Annotated in this window: 17 protein-coding genes and 1 other RNA gene; 14 read left to right on the top strand and 4 right to left on the bottom strand. The window is 55.5% G+C overall.

Annotation, left to right across the window (positions count from 1 at the left end; translation table 11 throughout):
* Positions 1 to 5 precede the first annotated feature (5 nt).
* The 6 genes from OGW17_RS18750 to OGW17_RS18725 all read left to right on the top strand — a co-directional run bounded on the left by OGW17_RS18750 (position 6) and on the right by OGW17_RS18725 (position 5726).
* Positions 6 to 1268: a YlbE family protein gene (locus OGW17_RS18750; protein ID WP_071257870.1), complete on the top strand. Its 1263-nt coding sequence runs from the start codon at positions 6 to 8 to the stop codon at positions 1266 to 1268.
* 94 nt (positions 1269 to 1362) lie between these two features.
* Positions 1363 to 2235, top strand: coding sequence for an oxamate carbamoyltransferase subunit AllH family protein (locus tag OGW17_RS18745; protein WP_071257871.1), 873 nt, complete (start codon positions 1363 to 1365; stop codon positions 2233 to 2235).
* Complete coding sequence (gene allS, locus OGW17_RS18740) at positions 2153 to 3085, top strand: HTH-type transcriptional activator AllS (protein ID WP_047461391.1); 933 nt, start codon at positions 2153 to 2155, stop codon at positions 3083 to 3085. The genes OGW17_RS18745 and allS overlap by 83 nt, the downstream gene beginning before the upstream one ends.
* A gap of 129 nt (positions 3086 to 3214) precedes the next feature.
* On the top strand, positions 3215 to 4072 hold the full coding sequence (locus OGW17_RS18735) for a small-conductance mechanosensitive channel MscS (protein WP_012135025.1): 858 nt from the start codon (positions 3215 to 3217) through the stop codon (positions 4070 to 4072).
* Between the two features lie 196 nt (positions 4073 to 4268).
* On the top strand, positions 4269 to 4904 hold the full coding sequence (argO, locus tag OGW17_RS18730) for an arginine exporter ArgO (protein ID WP_071257872.1): 636 nt from the start codon (positions 4269 to 4271) through the stop codon (positions 4902 to 4904).
* A 93-nt stretch (positions 4905 to 4997) separates the two neighbouring features.
* Complete coding sequence (locus tag OGW17_RS18725; protein ID WP_012135022.1) at positions 4998 to 5726, top strand: oxidative stress defense protein; 729 nt, start codon at positions 4998 to 5000, stop codon at positions 5724 to 5726.
* A gap of 154 nt (positions 5727 to 5880) precedes the next feature.
* Here OGW17_RS18725 and argP read toward each other — a convergent pair whose 3' ends face one another.
* Complete coding sequence (gene argP, locus OGW17_RS18720; protein ID WP_012135021.1) at positions 5881 to 6774, bottom strand: DNA-binding transcriptional regulator ArgP; 894 nt, start codon at positions 6772 to 6774, stop codon at positions 5881 to 5883.
* Between the two features lie 158 nt (positions 6775 to 6932).
* On the opposite strand from argP, the gene rpiA reads away from it, so the two are divergent.
* Both rpiA and serA read left to right on the top strand, forming a co-directional pair.
* Complete coding sequence (rpiA, locus tag OGW17_RS18715; protein ID WP_024130929.1) at positions 6933 to 7592, top strand: ribose-5-phosphate isomerase RpiA; 660 nt, start codon at positions 6933 to 6935, stop codon at positions 7590 to 7592.
* A 268-nt stretch (positions 7593 to 7860) separates the two neighbouring features.
* Positions 7861 to 9093, top strand: coding sequence for a phosphoglycerate dehydrogenase (gene serA / locus OGW17_RS18710; RefSeq protein ID WP_047461397.1), 1233 nt, complete (start codon positions 7861 to 7863; stop codon positions 9091 to 9093).
* An 88-nt stretch (positions 9094 to 9181) separates the two neighbouring features.
* Here serA and OGW17_RS18705 read toward each other — a convergent pair whose 3' ends face one another.
* The 3 genes from OGW17_RS18705 to zapA all read right to left on the bottom strand — a co-directional run bounded on the left by OGW17_RS18705 (position 9182) and on the right by zapA (position 10359).
* On the bottom strand, positions 9182 to 9784 hold the full coding sequence (locus tag OGW17_RS18705) for a 5-formyltetrahydrofolate cyclo-ligase (protein ID WP_047461402.1): 603 nt from the start codon (positions 9782 to 9784) through the stop codon (positions 9182 to 9184).
* A gap of 20 nt (positions 9785 to 9804) precedes the next feature.
* Positions 9805 to 9988, bottom strand: a non-coding RNA gene (ssrS, locus tag OGW17_RS18700) — 6S RNA.
* A gap of 41 nt (positions 9989 to 10029) precedes the next feature.
* Positions 10030 to 10359 (bottom strand): cell division protein ZapA, encoded by a 330-nt coding sequence (gene zapA, locus OGW17_RS18695; RefSeq protein ID WP_006686880.1) that lies wholly within the window; start codon positions 10357 to 10359, stop codon positions 10030 to 10032.
* Positions 10360 to 10525: 166 nt separating this feature from the next.
* On the opposite strand from zapA, the gene ygfB reads away from it, so the two are divergent.
* The 6 genes from ygfB (at position 10526) to gcvH (ending at position 16936) form a co-directional block, all read left to right on the top strand.
* Positions 10526 to 11104, top strand: a complete 579-nt coding sequence (ygfB, locus tag OGW17_RS18690; protein WP_123907426.1) for a UPF0149 family protein YgfB — start codon at positions 10526 to 10528, stop codon at positions 11102 to 11104.
* A 25-nt stretch (positions 11105 to 11129) separates the two neighbouring features.
* Complete coding sequence (pepP, locus tag OGW17_RS18685) at positions 11130 to 12455, top strand: Xaa-Pro aminopeptidase (protein WP_049008277.1); 1326 nt, start codon at positions 11130 to 11132, stop codon at positions 12453 to 12455.
* Positions 12452 to 13630, top strand: a complete 1179-nt coding sequence (gene ubiH / locus OGW17_RS18680; RefSeq protein ID WP_012135014.1) for a 2-octaprenyl-6-methoxyphenyl hydroxylase — start codon at positions 12452 to 12454, stop codon at positions 13628 to 13630. The genes pepP and ubiH overlap by 4 nt, the downstream gene beginning before the upstream one ends.
* Before the next feature lie 142 nt (positions 13631 to 13772).
* A complete protein-coding gene (ubiI, locus tag OGW17_RS18675; protein WP_071257873.1) occupies positions 13773 to 14975 on the top strand; it encodes an FAD-dependent 2-octaprenylphenol hydroxylase in 1203 nt (400 codons plus the stop codon).
* Between the two features lie 451 nt (positions 14976 to 15426).
* Entirely contained in the window at positions 15427 to 16521 is a 1095-nt protein-coding gene (gene gcvT, locus OGW17_RS18670) for a glycine cleavage system aminomethyltransferase GcvT (protein ID WP_071257874.1), read from the top strand.
* Positions 16522 to 16546: 25 nt separating this feature from the next.
* Positions 16547 to 16936, top strand: a complete 390-nt coding sequence (gene gcvH / locus OGW17_RS18665; RefSeq protein ID WP_012135010.1) for a glycine cleavage system protein GcvH — start codon at positions 16547 to 16549, stop codon at positions 16934 to 16936.
* Positions 16937 to 17092 lie beyond the last annotated feature (156 nt).

The following is a 17092-nucleotide window of genomic DNA, read 5'->3' as shown; positions in this document are numbered from 1 at the left end:
TGGATATGTATTCATCTATTGCACAGGCCAACGAAGCCATTATTGAACGAATCAAAGCCGCGCGCCCACATTGGGTTGCGGTACGCCCGGCGAAAGACGCGGTGGCCGAATTAGCGTCTGGACGTAAATTACTGCACGCCGGCCCGCCGATCGCCTGGGAAGAGATGACCGGCCCGATGCGCGGTGCCTGTATCGGCGCGTCGCTGTTTGAAGGCTGGGCGGCCAGCGAGGAAGAAGCCGTACGCATGCTGGAACAAGGTGAGGTGGCGTTTATTCCTTGTCATCATGTGGGCGCGGTGGGGCCGATGGGCGGTATCACCTCCGCCAGTATGCCGGTGCTGGTGGTACGTGACGTGGTGCATGGCAACTCGTCCTGCTGCAACCTTAATGAAGGGATCGGCAAAGTGATGCGTTTCGGCGCTTACGGCGATGACGTCCAGAAACGCCTGCGCTGGATGCGTGATGTGCTGGCGCCGGTGTTGCAGGAAGCGCTCTCGCGGATGGAAAACGGCGTCGATCTGACGGCGCTGATGGCGCAGGCGATCACTATGGGGGATGAGTTCCACCAGCGTAATATTGCCGCCTCTTCTTTGCTGCTGCGCACGTTGTCGCCGGTGATCGCCGGACTGGATCGTCCGAAGGCTGAAATCATTGACGTGCTGCAATTCCTCAGTGTCACCGACCAGTTCTTCCTCAACCTGGCGATGGCCTACAGTAAAGCGGTGATGGATGCGGCGGCGGAAATTAAAGCCGGATCGGTCGTTACGGCCATGACGCGTAACGGTCGCGACTTTGGTATTCGCGTAAGCGGCACCGGCGACCGTTGGTTTACCGCGCCGGTGAATACGCCGCAGGGGCTGTTTTTTACCGGTTACAGCCAGGCCGATGCGAACCCGGATATTGGCGACAGCGCCATCACGGAAACGCTGGGGATCGGCGGCGCGGCAATGATTGCCGCGCCTGGCGTAACGCGTTTTGTCGGCGCAGGCGGTATGGGGGCGGCGCTGGAAACGTCGGAAGAGATGGCTGAAATCTATCTGTCCAGCAATCCGCTGTTCCAGATTCCGTCCTGGGATTTCAGGGGAGCCTGCCTGGGGCTGGATATTCGCCGCGTTGTTGAAACGGGGATCACGCCGCTGATTAATACCGGTATTGCCCATCGTGAAGCGGGAATTGGGCAGGTGGGGGCGGGAACCGTACGCGCTCCGCTGCTTTGCTTTGAAAAAGCGCTGGAAGCGCTGGCGGAGTTGCATCACATCACGGCGTAATCGCTTTGCCCGGTGGAGCTACGCTTACCGGGCCTACGGTCTGGCAATGCTGTAAAGGCGTTTACGCCGCCATCCGGCATACTGGAGTGTACTGATGAGCATTATCAATCCCCTGGCCTGTGCCGGACTTTATCGACTTCCCGATGGTGAGTGGTCGTTACACAGCCGCTTCTCGCAGGCGATTAACTTTTGCCATTCCGGTGGCGAGCTGTTGACGCTGTTTCGCTATGGGAAAGGAATGGGGCCGACGGGCGTGTTACTGAGCACCGCGCAGTTTTCCCGCGTGGCCCATGTTGAACGACTTATCAAACAGGGGAACACCCTGTGGGGGCAGGGCATAATGCTTGACCCTCGTCGCATACTTCGTGTGTCGCTGAGTTCTGCTGCTGTCGCTCCTGTCGATCTCTCATTCTGTACGCAACGCAGCGGCTTCTCCGGGGCGTTAAATCAACCGCTGACGGCTATGCCGCACTATCCTGAAATAATTAAGCAGCTTGCATACTGGCATCATGGCATGATGCCGGACTGGCGCTGGCTTATCGGATGCGGGCCAGGACTGACGCCCAGCGGCGATGATATGCTGACGGGTATGCTTGCCGTGCTGTATGCCGCCGGGTTTTCTGTGCGGCTGGGGCATTTCTTACCTCCGGCGGATCAGCTTGCGCAACTTACAACATCGGTAAGTTGCAGTTATCTGAACAGCGCCAGAATGGGGGAGTTTTCAATACCGGTGCTGAAGGTGATGCGCCGTTTACAGTCAGGGCGCGACCCGCAGCCCGCGATTCAGCGTTTGCTCGCGGTTGGACACACTTCAGGCGCCGATACATTACTGGGGATAGCAATAGCGCAACGGTGGTTACAGATGGTCGACTCAAGGGGAAGGCATGCTCGATCAGGAAACAATACGCACATTTATTCGGGTTGCGGAGACGGAGAGCTTTTCCCGCGCGGCCAGCTCGCTACATAAAACGCCAGCGGCGATCAGCTATCGCATAAAAACGCTGGAGGAGCAGGTGGGAACGCAGCTCTTTTTACGCACAACCCGATCGGTCAGCCTGACTCTTGCCGGGCAGCACCTGCTTGAGCATTGCCGCCAGTGGCTTAACTGGCTGGATGCAATGCCGGACGAGCTTCAGCAGATCAACGCAGGCGTTGAGCGGCAGGTAAATATTGTTATCAATAACCTGCTGTATCAGCCGCAGACCACGGCGGACTTACTGACGTGGTTACATCAACAGTTTCCGTTTACCCGTTTTCAAATTTCCCGTCAGGTCTACATGGGCGTGTGGGATTCGCTTTTGTATGACGACTTTCAGTTAGCGATTGGCGTGACGGGCTCGGAGTCGCTCTCCAATAACATCTCTCTGCTGCCGCTGGGGGATATCAGCTGGCAGTTTGTGGTGGCGCAGAGTCATCCTTTGGCGAGCCATCCTGCACCGGTATTGTCTGACGATATGCTGCGCCGTTACCCCGCCATTAATATTGAAGATACTTCGCGAACGCTGACGCGCCGTGTTGCCTGGTTGCTGAGCGGACAAAAGGAGATCAAGGTTCCTGATCTCAGCACCAAGCTGGCCTGCCATTTAAGCGGCCTCGGCGTCGGTTTTTTACCGGAGCGATTGTGCCGTCCGTATGTCGAGTCCGGGGCGCTGGTTGCCCGCTCAGTGGTCAATCCACGCCAGCCTTCGCCGCTTTCTATCGCCTGGAAGAATGCGGGCAGCGGAAAAGTGGTGAGTGAAATCGCCGACGTATTTAAGCAGAAGAGTGCATTAGTGAGCGGATTTATCAGAATGGTCGATCGACCTGCGGAGTATTAACGCTGCGCGTTTCCTTGATGGGATCATGTTGAAAAATGGCATATTCGACTGTTTTTGTTTACCTTTAAAAGGTCGTTTTCGTGAGAATGATCTCATTTGCGTTTTTTTGATATGACCAAGGAATATTGAATGGAAGATTTGAATGTTGTCGACAGCATAAATGGTGCGGGCACCTGGCTGGTGCGCAACCAGGAGCTGCTGCTGAGTTATGCGGTTAACATCGTTGCGGCTATCGCTATCATCATCATCGGGATGATCGTGGCGCGTATTGTTTCCAATACCGTTAATCGCCTGATGCTGGCGCGCCATATTGATGCGACCGTGGCTGACTTCCTGTCTGCGCTGGTGCGTTACGGCATTATTGCCTTCACGCTGATTGCCGCGCTGGGGCGCGTTGGCGTACAAACGGCTTCCGTTATCGCTGTGTTGGGTGCCGCCGGTTTAGCGGTCGGTCTGGCCTTACAAGGCTCTTTGTCTAACCTCGCGGCAGGCGTACTGCTGGTGATGTTCCGTCCTTTCCGCGCGGGAGAATATGTCGATCTCGGCGGCGTCGCGGGTACGGTACTGAACGTACAAATTTTTTCGACCACCATGCGTACCGTGGACGGCAAAATTGTGGTGATCCCGAATGGCAAGATTATTGCCGGAAATATCATTAACTTTTCCCGTGAGCCGGTGCGTCGTAACGAATTTATCATTGGCGTGGCGTATGACTCTGATATCGACCAGGTGAAAAAAATCCTGACCGATATTATCCAGTCCGACGAGCGTATTCTGAAAGACCGTGAAATGACGGTGCGCCTGAATGAGCTGGGCGCCTCCTCCATTAATTTCGTGGTGCGTGCATGGAGTAAAAGCGGCGATCTGCAAAATGTTTATTGGGATGTGCTGGAACGCATTAAACGTGAGTTCGATGCCGCAGGCATCAGCTTCCCGTATCCGCAGATGGACGTGAATTTCAAACGAGTGAAAGAGAACGCGGAATAAGCCGTTTCGCCCGGTGGCGCTGTCGCTTACCGGGCCTACAGGTTGTTTTGTAGGCCGGATAAGGCGTTAGCCGCCATCCGGCATTTCCTTCCCCCTTTATTAATTCCCCTAATCTGCGATTAAAATTATCAATTTCCGCTAATGATTCTCTCGCGCTATAGTCTGCGCTTAAGAGAAACAGTTCGGAATAATTATCGTGATATCTTATTATTTTCAAGGTCTTGCGCTTGGTGCAGCCATGATCCTGCCACTCGGCCCGCAGAATGCGTTTGTGATGAATCAGGGGATTCGTCGGCAGTATCACATCATGATTGCGCTGCTTTGCGCGATCAGCGATTTAGTGCTTATCTGCGCAGGCATCTTTGGCGGCAGCGCATTGCTCATGCAGTCCCCCTGGCTGATGGCGTTAGTGACCTGGGGCGGTGTGGCGTTTTTATTGTGGTACGGTTTTGGCGCGTTAAAAACGGCAATGAGCAGCAACCTGGAACTGGCCAGCGCAGAGGTGATGAAGCAGGGGCGCTGGAAAATCATCGCCACGATGCTGGCGGTGACGTGGCTGAATCCGCACGTTTATCTGGATACCTTCGTGGTGCTGGGTAGCCTGGGCGGGCAACTGGAGATGGAGCCGAAGCGTTGGTTCGCTTTGGGAACCGTCAGCGCCTCTTTCTTGTGGTTCTTCGGTCTGGCGCTGCTGGCCGCCTGGCTGGCACCGCGACTGCGTACCGCCAAAGCCCAGCGTATCATCAATACTCTGGTAGGGCTGGTGATGTGGTTTATCGCTTTTCAACTGGCAAAAGAAGGGGTTGCACACGTTCACGCATTGTTCAACTAAGCGTTGTCTGATGGACAACGCGCAGATACCCGCTAAGCTTGCCTGCATGCGCCCTGAGTTTCAGGGCGATTAACGTAACATGGAGGAGCGACAGTGAAGTTCAAAGTGATGGCCCTTGCGGCATTAGTCGGATTTAGCGCAATCCCGGTACAGGCAAATGAGTTGCCGAATGGACCGCACATCGTGACTTCCGGGACGGCAAGCGTGGATGCGACGCCTGACATCGCCACCCTGGCGATTGAAGTCAACGTGTCGGCAAAGGATGCCGCTTCCGCCAAGAAACAGGCCGATGAGCGTGTTGCGCAATACCTTTCTTTCCTTGAACAAAATCAGATTGCCAAGAAAGACATCAGCTCTGCAAACCTGCGCACTCAGCCGGACTATGACTACCAGAATGGTAAAAGTGTGCTGAAAGGCTACCGCGCGGTGCGAACCGTTGAAGTTACGCTGCGCCAGCTGGACAAACTCAACTCTCTGCTGGATGGCGCGCTGAAAGCGGGTCTGAATGAGATCCGGTCGGTGTCATTAGGCGTTGCGCAACCGGATGCCTATAAAGATAAAGCGCGTAAAGCGGCGATTGACGACGCGGTTCACCAGGCTGAGCAACTGGCAGCGGGCTTTAACAGCAAGCTGGGGCCGGTTTATAGCGTGCGTTACCACGTTTCTAATTATCAGCCGAGCCCGGTGGTGCGAATGATGAAAGCGGACGCGGCGCCTGCGGTGTCGGCCCAGGAAACCTATGAGCAGCCGACAATTCAGTTTGCTGATCAGGTCGATGTGGTGTTCCAGTTAGAACCAGCAGCAGAGACAAAAGCACAGTAAGCGTTGTTGAAACGTCTTATCCGGCCTACAAACCATCGTAGGCCCGGCAAGCGCAGCGCCCCGGGCAAATTGCCGGATGGCGGCGTAAACGCCTTATCCGGCCTACAAAATAACCTGTAGGCCTGATAAGCGTAGCGTCATCAGGCACGGCGCGTTAATCCTGCCTTAAAACCTTATGCCCATACTCCAGCAGCGCGTCAGTCACGTTGCGCATCATACGGCTTTCCGGCGCAAAACGGTGCCAGTAGAGCATCCGACGCTGGAACAGGCCAGGCGTTAAATCGATCAGCTCACCGCTCTCCAGCTCTTTCTCGATCTGCAAATGCGGGATCATACAGCAGGTGGTGCCCTGACGCGCGAGCTGTACGAAGGCTTCGGAAGAGTTAACGATATGGCACGGCACGCTGCCCGGCGGTAAATCGAAGTTCTGCTGTAAAAAGGCCTGGTGCATGTCGTCCAGATGGTCAAACGCCACTGCGGGCGCTTTCAGCAGCGCGGAACGGGTGACGCCGTTGGGGAAGTAGCGCTCGGCGAAGGGTTTTGATCCCACGAACAGATAGTCGAGTGCGCCAAGTTTGTCTACCAGGCAGCTTGGCAGCGCCTGGTGCTGAATACTCACCGCGCCAACCACTTCGCCGCGACGCAGACGTTCCTGGGTGCGGGTTTCATCTTCCACCTGCAAATTGAGGCGAATAGGCGAGTCGGCCAGAACCGGCGCCAGCGCCGGAAGCAGCCAGGTCGCCAGACTGTCGGCGTTGACCGCCAGCGACAGCAGCAGCGGCGTGGAGCCGGTTTGCTCATCGCCAAGCCACTCATCTTCCAGTAGCTCTACCTGACGCAGCAACGCCAGCAATTTTTGTCCTTGTTCGGTAGGACGCGGCGGAACGGTACGTACCAGCAGCGGTTGCCCAAACATATTCTCAAGCTGTTTTATGCGTTGTGAGACAGCGGATTGTGTGATGCACAACTTCTGTGCGGCGCGTTCAAATCCCCGTTCACGAATCACCGCATCCAGCGCTTGTAGTGTTCTGTAGTCTGGACGTTTCATTGCTCTGAGGTACTCCTGAAATTTTTCTTATCCCGCACTATGACATAAATTTCACTCAGGTACAGACGAAATCCGCCGCTTGCGAGCGGGGCCGGAGGGATTTTTTCGCACAATGATCTATAATGCGCCTGAATTTTCACACCACAGGCGAAACGATCATGACGCAGGATGAACTGAAAAAAGCAGTAGGATGGGCGGCACTTCAGTATGTACAGCCCGGCACCATTGTGGGCGTAGGTACCGGTTCAACAGCCGCGCACTTTATTGATGCGCTGGGCACAATGAAAGGTCAGATTGAAGGGGCGGTGTCCAGCTCGGATGCATCTACTGAAAAACTCAAGAGCCTCGGCATTACCGTTTTCGATCTGAATGAAGTGGACAGCCTGGGCGTCTATGTTGATGGCGCGGATGAGATCAACGGCCACATGCAGATGATTAAAGGCGGCGGCGCGGCGCTGACGCGTGAGAAAATCATTGCTTCGGTGGCGAAGAAATTTATCTGCATCGCGGATGCCTCCAAAGAGGTCGATATTCTGGGTAAATTCCCGCTTCCGGTGGAAGTGATCCCGATGGCGCGCAGCGCTGTCGCACGCCAGTTAGTGAAGCTGGGCGGTCGTCCTGAGTACCGTCAGGGCGTAGTCACTGATAACGGCAATGTGATCCTCGACGTATACGGCATGGAAATTCTTGATCCGATCGCGATGGAAAACGCGATTAACGCCATTCCGGGCGTCGTGACCGTCGGCCTGTTCGCCAACCGTGGCGCGGATGTGGCGCTGATTGGTACGGCAGACGGCGTAAAAACTATCGTAAAATGATCTGGCGAGGGTGATTCATCCCGCGTTAAAAAAATTTGGCAGGGCAAATTTGGTGACTTGTGTCACGTTTTGGATGTTGCCCTGCCGATCTCTCCAAAGAAAATCTTATCCCCAGCATTTTCCTCTGCCATTTCACGCTGAATGATATTTCTTCAGAGTGGCGACGCAAACGTTCATATTGCCGCAATAGTTTTTTTTGATATGTTGAAAGGCGGATACAAATCCACATACAACACATCAGTTTCGATAAAAAGACAGGGTCGGGGAAATGGCAAAGGTATCACTGGAGAAAGACAAGATTAAATTTCTGCTGGTTGAAGGTGTGCACCAAAAGGCACTCGAAAACCTTCGCGCGGCAGGTTATACCAACATCGAATTTCACAAAGGCGCTCTGGATACTGAGCAGTTGAAAGAGTCCATCCGTGATGCCCATTTCATTGGCCTGCGATCCCGAACCCATCTGACCGAAGATGTGATTGACGCCGCAGAGAAACTGGTGGCGATTGGATGTTTCTGCATCGGCACCAACCAGGTTGATCTGAGCGCAGCGGCAAAACGCGGAATCCCCGTGTTTAACGCGCCGTTCTCCAACACGCGTTCTGTTGCGGAACTGGTGATTGGCGAGCTGCTGCTGCTGCTTCGCGGCGTGCCGGAAGCGAACGCGAAAGCGCACCGTGGCGTGTGGAACAAACTGGCGGCCGGTTCGTTTGAAGCGCGCGGCAAAAAGCTGGGGATCATCGGTTACGGCCACATTGGCACGCAGTTGGGCATTCTGGCGGAATCGCTGGGCATGCACGTATTCTTCTACGATATTGAAAATAAATTGCCGCTGGGCAACGCGACCCAGGTACAGCATCTTTCCGATCTGCTGAACATGAGCGACGTTGTGAGCCTGCATGTGCCGGAAAACGCCTCCACCAAAAATATGATGGGCGCGACGGAAATCGCACTGATGAAACCGGGCGCGCTGCTGATCAACGCGTCTCGCGGTACGGTGGTGGACATCCCGGCGCTGTGCGATGCGCTGGCGAGCAAACACCTGGCGGGCGCAGCTATCGACGTGTTCCCGACGGAACCTGCGACCAACAGCGATCCGTTTACTTCTCCGCTATGTGAATTCGACAATGTGCTTCTGACGCCGCATATCGGCGGCTCTACCCAGGAAGCGCAGGAGAACATCGGCCTTGAAGTGGCGGGCAAACTGACGAAGTATTCTGATAACGGCTCTACGCTGTCTGCGGTGAACTTCCCGGAAGTCTCCCTGCCGCTGCACGGCGGTCGTCGTCTGATGCACATCCATGAAAATCGTCCGGGCGTGCTGACCGCGCTTAACCAGATTTTTGCCGAGCAGGGCGTTAACATCGCCGCGCAGTATCTGCAAACGTCTGCCCAGGTCGGTTACGTGGTGATTGATATCGAAGCGGATGAAGATGTGGCGGAGAAAGCCCTGCTGGCGATGAAAGCGCTACCGGGTACGATTCGCGCTCGTCTGCTGTACTAATTTGTATACTGTGCCGGGTGGGTGCTATGCCTCACCCGGCCTGTGAGATCGGTTCGTAGGCCGGGTAAGCGTAGCGCCATCAGGCAATTCACTGCGGCCACTCCCACACTTTTGACGGCGTCACCACCGCAGGCAGCGGGATATCCCACTCTTCGACAGGCAACTTTTCCACTAACTGACAATCGTGCGCATAACCCACCGGTTGGATCTTATGCTGTCGCCAGTTCTGCAACGTTCTGTCGTAGAACCCGCCGCCCATTCCCAGACGCTGGCCGTCTTCGTCGAAAGCGACTAACGGTGTAACCAGCACATCTAACTGAGAGAGCGGCAGCACGTCGCGCACGTCCAGCTTCGGTTCCTGAATTTTCAGACGATTCATCACCAGCGAGCTTTGCGGATGATAATGCAGAAACAATAAATTGCCGGGGCTGAACGGATGGAGAACCGGTAAATACACGCGTTTTCCCGCGCGCCAGAGCTGCTCAATCAAGGGTTGCGTGTCCAGCTCGCCATCAAATGAAAGAAACACCGCGACGGTGTGGGCAAGAACCACGGGAGGATAAGCAAGCATTCTGGTGGCGGCCTGTTGACCGAACGCGGTTTGCTGTTGAGACGTCAGCGTACGGCGACGTTGCCGAATCATCTGGCGGATTTCTTGTCGGGATAAAAGAAGTTCAGGAAGTTGCGTCATGGCTGTCGCCAGGTAGAAGGGGAATCTCCGAGATGCCGCCGCAGGCTGTAACCCTTGAACCCTTGGTTCAAGGTGAATGCGTCGTCACGGTTTTAAGGCTTCTCGGACTAGCCGAGCATGCTCACCAACCATGGAGCGCCACATTCTTGTGGTATGAAATATCGGCTCAGGGGACTGGCCCGCTTGCAAACATCTCAGAGAAATTTTGTCTTCACGGTCACTCTACCATAGTAAACCGAAAAGTGTTATTCAAAGTTTTGGCCCGTTTTTTCGGTTATGCGACCCTGATCAAGCAACGCCTGTTCAATGGTCTGTTGAAGCATCCGAATTCGTTGTTCCATGCTCGCCGCGTAGTCGCGGGTCTTCGCTTTTTCCTGAGTTAATTCATAGCTGATGTTCAATGCGGCAATGAAAACCAGCTGCTCAGTATTTGTGACTCTAGTGCGAACTTTTAGATCTTGCAACCGCTGATTCAGATCGTCCGCAGCCTGATTCAACGCATCCCTTTGTTCAGGCGGGCAATTCACGCGGAGTGAACGGCCAAAAATTTGGATATCGACGGGTTGTGCAGACATGCCACCTTCCTGCTGATTGACTGCGCTGCCTTCGCCTCCAGACCCTGGGTCGGCGAAGGGGCGACACTATAGCTACCCCGGTGTGAAGATACAAGCCCTTTTCTGGTTCACCAGGGTCCAAAGTGGTAGCATATCATGAATATCCTCCCTTTGATGACGAATGCTTATGTCTATACAGAACGAAATGCCTGGTTACAACGAAATGAACCAGTTTTTGAACCAACAGGGGACGGGATTAACCCCGGCCGAAATGCACGGTTTGATCAGTGGGATGATTTGCGGCGGCAACAACGACAGCTCATGGCAGCCGCTGTTGCACGACCTGACGAACGAGGGGCTGGCCTTTGGTCACGAACTGGCGCAGGCGCTGCGTAAAATGCACGCGGCAACCAGCGACGCGCTGGAAGACGACGGCTTCCTTTTTCAGCTTTTTCTGCCTGAAGGCGACGACGTGAGCGTGTTCGATCGCGCTGATGCGCTGGCCGGCTGGGTTAACCACTTTTTACTGGGGCTTGGCGTCACGCAGCCTAAGCTGGATAAAGTGACCGGCGAAACTGGTGAAGCCATTGACGATCTGCGCAACATCGCCCAGCTCGGTTATGACGAAGACGAAGATCAGGAAGAGCTGGAGATGTCGCTCGAAGAGATCATCGAATATGTGCGGGTTGCGGCGTTGCTGTGCCACGACACCTTTACGCGTCAGCAGCCGACGGCGCCGGAAGTCCAGAAACCGACTCTGCACTAAGAACGTAAACGCAATGGAGAGTGTTATGAGCGATATATCTCAGCAGGAGTATCAGCGTCGCCGCCAGGCATTACTGGCGCAAATGCAGCCGGGCAGCGCCGCGTTGATTTTTGCAGCTCAGGAAGCCACGCGCAGCGCGGACAGTGAATATCCGTATCGCCAGAGTAGTGATTTCTGGTATTTCACCGGTTTTAACGAGCCGGAAGCGGTGCTGGTGCTGATTAAAAGCGATGACACTCATAACCACAGCGTTTTGTTTAACCGCGTTCGCGATCTGACGGCGGAGATCTGGTTTGGCCGCCGCCTGGGGCAGGACGCCGCGCCGGAAAAACTGGGCGTGGATCGCGCGCTGGCGTTCAGCGAAATCAACCAGCAGCTTTATCAGTTACTCAATGGCCTTGACGTGGTTTACCACGCGCAGGGCGAATATGCGTATGCCGACGAGATTGTTTTCGCCGCGCTGGACAAACTGCGTAAAGGTTCCCGACAGAACCTGACTGCACCGGCGACGATGACCGACTGGCGGCCAATGGTGCACGAGATGCGCCTGTTTAAATCGCCGGAAGAGATTGCCGTCATGCGTCGCGCGGGCGAGATCAGCGCGCTGGCGCATACCCGCGCAATGAAAAAATGCCGTCCGGGGATGTTCGAATATCAACTGGAAGGTGAAATTCACCACGAGTTTAACCGTCACGGCGCGCGCTATCCGTCTTATAACACCATTGTTGGCAGCGGTGAGAACGGCTGCATCCTCCACTACACTGAAAATGAAAGCGAAATGCGCGACGGCGATCTGGTGTTGATCGACGCCGGATGCGAATACAAAGGTTATGCTGGCGACATTACGCGTACTTTCCCGGTGAACGGCAAATTTACGCCCGCTCAGCGCGAAATCTACGATATCGTGCTGGCGTCGCTGGAAACCAGCTTGCGCCTGTTTCGCCCGGGAACGTCTATTCAGGAGGTCACGGGAGAAGTGGTGCGCATCATGATCGCGGGGCTGGTTAATCTGGGCATTTTGCAGGGTGACGTGGAGCAGTTGATCGCGGAAAACGCCCATCGTCCATTCTTTATGCATGGTCTTAGCCACTGGCTGGGGCTGGATGTACACGATGTCGGCGTTTACGGGCAGGATCGCTCACGCGTGCTGGAACCGGGCATGGTGCTCACCGTTGAGCCGGGTCTGTACATCGCGCCGGACGCCGACGTGCCGGAAGCGTATCGCGGCATCGGCATCCGTATTGAAGATGACATTGTCATTACGGAAACGGGCAACGAAAACCTGACCGCCAGCGTGGTGAAAAAAGCGGACGATATTGAAGCCTTAATGGCGGCGGCGCGTCAGCTATGAGCGTGATTATTGTTGGCGGCGGTATGGTGGGCGCGACGCTGGCGCTGGCCCTTTCTCAGCTTAGCCACGGCAAACTGGCCGTGCACCTGATTGAAGCGAGCGCGCCTGAAGCCGCCGCGCATCCCGGGTTCGACGCCCGGGCGATCGCGCTGGCGGCAGGCACCTGTCAGCAACTGGCGCGGATTGGCGTCTGGCAGGCGATTGCTGATTGCGCAACGGCGATCAACACGGTACATGTCAGCGATCGCGGCCATGCCGGTTTTGTCACTCTGGACGCGCAGGATTACAGCATCGCTGCGTTGGGGCAGGTTGTGGAGCTGCATGATGTCGGTCAGCGCCTGTTTGCGCTGTTGCGCAAAGCGCCGGGCGTGACGCTGCATTGCCCGGATCGCGTTGCCAGCGTGGCGCGAACGCAAGAAAAGGTGAATGTCACTCTGGAAAACGGCGACGTGATTTCTGGTCATGTCGTGGTGGCGGCCGACGGTACGCACTCCGCCCTGGCGACCGCCTGCGGCGTGGACTGGCAGCAGCAGCCTTATGAACAACTGGCGGTGATTGCCAATGTTGCGACCGCTACCCTGCATGACGGACGTGCGTTTGAACGCTTTACCCAACACGGCCCGCTGGCGATGTTGCCGATGTCCGAAGGTCGCTGTTCGCTGGTGTGGTGCCATCCGCTTGAACAGCGCGATGAGATCATGCGCTGGTCGGATGAACGCTTTTGCCATGAGCTACAGTCGGCGTTTGGCTGGCGGCTGGGACGAATCACCCATGCGGGTAAGCGCAGCGCTTATCCGCTAGCGCTCACCACGGCGGCCAAAGCGATAACCCATCGCACCGTGCTGGTCGGCAATGCGGCGCAGACGCTGCATCCTATCGCCGGGCAAGGGTTTAACCTGGGGCTGCGCGATGTGATGAGCCTTGCCGAAACGCTGGTGCAGGCGCATGAGTCTGGGGCGGACGTCGGCGAGTACGGCGTGCTTTCTGAGTACCAGTCGCGCCGTCAGGCTGACAGAGAGGCGACGGTTGGCATAACGGATAGCCTGGTGCATCTGTTTGCTAACCGCTGGGCGCCGCTGGTTGCCGGGCGCAACGTCGGCTTAATGGCGATGGAGTTATTGCCCCCCCTTCGCGACACGTTGGCAAAACGGACGTTGGGCTGGGTCGCACGATAATTTACCGGTAGGTCGGAATAAAGAAGTAGGCCTGATTAGCGCAGCGCCATCAGGCAATGCCGCGGAAGTAATATAATGCCGGATGGTGGCTTTGCCTTATCCGGCCTACGGTTTTTGATTGTCCTATTTTCAGGAGTACACAGTGCAAAGTGTTGATGTAGCCATTGTTGGCGGAGGCATGGTAGGCCTGGCTGCCGCCTGCGGTTTGCAGGGCAGCGGTTTACGCGTGGCCGTTCTGGAACAGCGCGTTCCACAGCCGCTGGCGAGCGACGCTCCCCCGGCATTACGCGTGTCGGCTATCAATGCCGCCAGTGAAAAACTGCTTACGCGTCTTGGGGTCTGGTCAGACATTCTTGCTCGCCGCGCAAGCTGCTACCACGGTATGGAAGTCTGGGATAAAGACAGCTTTGGCCGCATCGAGTTTGATGACAAAAGCATGGGATACAGCCACCTGGGGCACATCATTGAAAATTCGGTGATCCACTACGCGCTATGGCAAAAGGCGCAGCAGTCAGCGGATATTACCCTGATGGCGCCGGCTGAATTGCAGCAGGTCGCCTGGGGAGAAAATGAAACCTTCCTGACCCTGAAAGATGGCGCGATGCTGACGGCAAGGCTGGTGATTGGCGCAGACGGCGCGAACTCCTGGCTGCGCAACAAAGCGGATATTCCGCTGACCTTCTGGGATTACCGTCATCATGCGCTGGTGGCGACCATCCGCACCGAAGAAGCGCACGGCGCCGTTGCGCGTCAGGCGTTTCATGGCGAAGGCATCCTGGCATTCCTGCCATTAAGCGATCCGCATCTGTGTTCCATTGTCTGGTCGCTGTCTCCGCAGGACGCTGAGCATATGCAGCAGGCGAGTGAGGATGCGTTCAACCGGGCGCTGAACGTCGCGTTTGATAACCGCCTCGGCTTATGCCGCGTTGAGAGCGAACGCCAGGTGTTCCCGCTGACGGGACGCTATGCGCGTCAGTTTGCCGCACACCGGCTGGCGCTGGTGGGCGACGCCGCACATACCATCCATCCGCTGGCGGGGCAGGGGGTGAACCTCGGCTTTATGGACGCCGCAGAGTTGATCGATGAACTCAAACGTCTGCAACGTCAGGGCAAAGACATTGGTCAATACCTCTATTTGCGTCGCTACGAGCGCAGCCGTAAGCACAGCGCCGCGATGATGCTGGCAGGTATGCAGGGTTTTCGCGAACTGTTTGCCGGAGAGAACCCGGCGAAGAAATTGCTGCGCGATATTGGTCTGAAACTGGCCGATACTCTCCCGGGCGTAAAACCGCAACTGATTCGTCAGGCGATGGGATTGAACGATCTGCCTGAGTGGCTCCGCTAAGCATTTCCCTCCTGCTTCTGAGAGTTTGAAACCCGTCACATTTTCCTCTCCCGGCCTTCGCGCCGGGACGCTTTCCTCATTTGAAATAATCTAATTTCACCTCTCTTTTCGCATTAGTTTTTTTAATATTACGATTTTCAACTATCGTCATTTTTGACATTTTTTCCACATTTAATATTGATGTGTGCGGGGTGGTTGCGTATTTGATTATCGTTTATGGAGGTTTTTTGTTTATTTCATGGTTTTTTATGCTGAGGCGGGTTTGGCGTTTTTTGGTCATAAGCTAATGTGATGGTTAATTTTGCCTTATGGTTTAGCGTCTGCTTCGGTGGTAAGTTCAGGTAAAAGAGAACGTTTGCGTCGAAGCCCTGGAGTGGCTGCGACGCCGGGTTTCGTGGCGAAGATTTCACCATGAAATGGTTGTAAGCCCCGCTTATTCAATGAGGACAAGATGGCTCAACAGACTCCTTTATACGAACAACACACGCTTTGTGGCGCGCGCATGGTGGATTTCCATGGCTGGATGATGCCGCTGCACTATGGTTCTCAACTTGATGAGCACCATGCAGTTCGCACTGATGCCGGTATGTTTGATGTGTCGCATATGACCATCGTCGATCTACGCGGCAGCCGCACCCGGGAGTTTTTGCGTTATCTGCTGGCGAATGACGTGGCGAAACTCACAAAGACCGGTAAAGCCCTCTACTCTGGCATGCTCAATGCCTCGGGCGGCGTGATAGATGACCTGATTGTCTATTACTTCACTGAAGATTTCTTCCGCCTCGTTGTAAACTCCGCCACCCGCGAAAAAGACCTCTCCTGGATTACCCAACACGCCGAACCTTACGCCATCGACATCACCGTTCGTGACGACCTGTCGCTGATTGCGGTACAGGGGCCGAATGCGCAGGCGAAAGCGGCCACGCTGTTTACTGAAGAACAGCGCAAGGCGGTGGCAGGCATGAAACCGTTCTTTGGCGTGCAGGCAGGCGATCTGTTTATTGCAACAACCGGTTATACCGGCGAAGCAGGCTATGAAATTGCGATGCCAAACGAAAAGGCGGCGGATTTCTGGCGTGCGCTGGTGGAATCCGGCGTGAAGCCGTGTGGCCTGGGCGCGCGCGATACGCTGCGTCTGGAAGCGGGTATGAACCTGTATGGTCAGGAGATGGATGAAGGCGTCTCTCCGCTGGCGGCGAACATGGGCTGGACCATCGCCTGGGAACCGGCCGATCGCGATTTTATTGGCCGCGAGGCGCTGGAAGTCCAGCGTGAAAAAGGCACCGAACAACTGGTGGGTCTGGTTATGACCGAGAAAGGCGTACTGCGTAATGAACTGCCGGTACGCTTTACCGATGCCCAGGGGAATCAGTTGGAAGGCGTTATCACCAGCGGCACTTTCTCTCCAACGCTGGGCTACAGCATTGCGCTGGCGCGCGTTCCGGCGGGTATTGGCGAGACGGCGATCGTGCAGATCCGCAACCGCGAAATGCCAGTAAAAGTCACTAAACCTGTTTTTGTGCGTAACGGCAAAGCCGTCGCGTGATTCATCCTTTTTTGGAGATTTATTGATGAGCAACGTACCTGTAGAACTGAAATACAGCAAAGAACACGAATGGCTGCGCAAAGAAGCAGACGGTACTTACACGGTTGGCATCACGGAACACGCTCAGGAATTGCTGGGCGATATGGTTTTTGTCGATCTGCCAGACGTCGGCGCCACCGTTGCGGCGGGCGATGACTGCGCGGTAGCAGAATCGGTAAAAGCCGCTTCTGACATTTATGCGCCGGTGAGCGGTGAGATTGTGGCGGTAAACGACGCGCTCAGCGACTCCCCTGAACTGGTCAACAGCGAGCCGTATGCGGGTGGCTGGATCTTCAAAATCAAAGCCAGCGACGAAAGCGAAATCGACTCGCTGCTGGATGCAACCGCATACGAAGCATTGTTAGAAGACGAATAAATACGCTTAATCCTTCACGCAGCAGGTGTGTTGGCTTCCTCGCTCACCTCAGTCACTTACTTATGTAAGCTCCTGGGGATTCTCTGCGTCGCCGCCGCCCTGCAACGTGAATGATTTTGCGTATTCGTTTTCGCACGCGTAGGCCCGGTAAGCGTT

The organism is Citrobacter sp. CK181 (genome assembly GCF_030333595.1).
GTDB classification, from domain to species: domain Bacteria; phylum Pseudomonadota; class Gammaproteobacteria; order Enterobacterales; family Enterobacteriaceae; genus Citrobacter_B; species Citrobacter_B koseri.
This window is presented reverse-complemented; position numbering and strand designations above follow the sequence as displayed.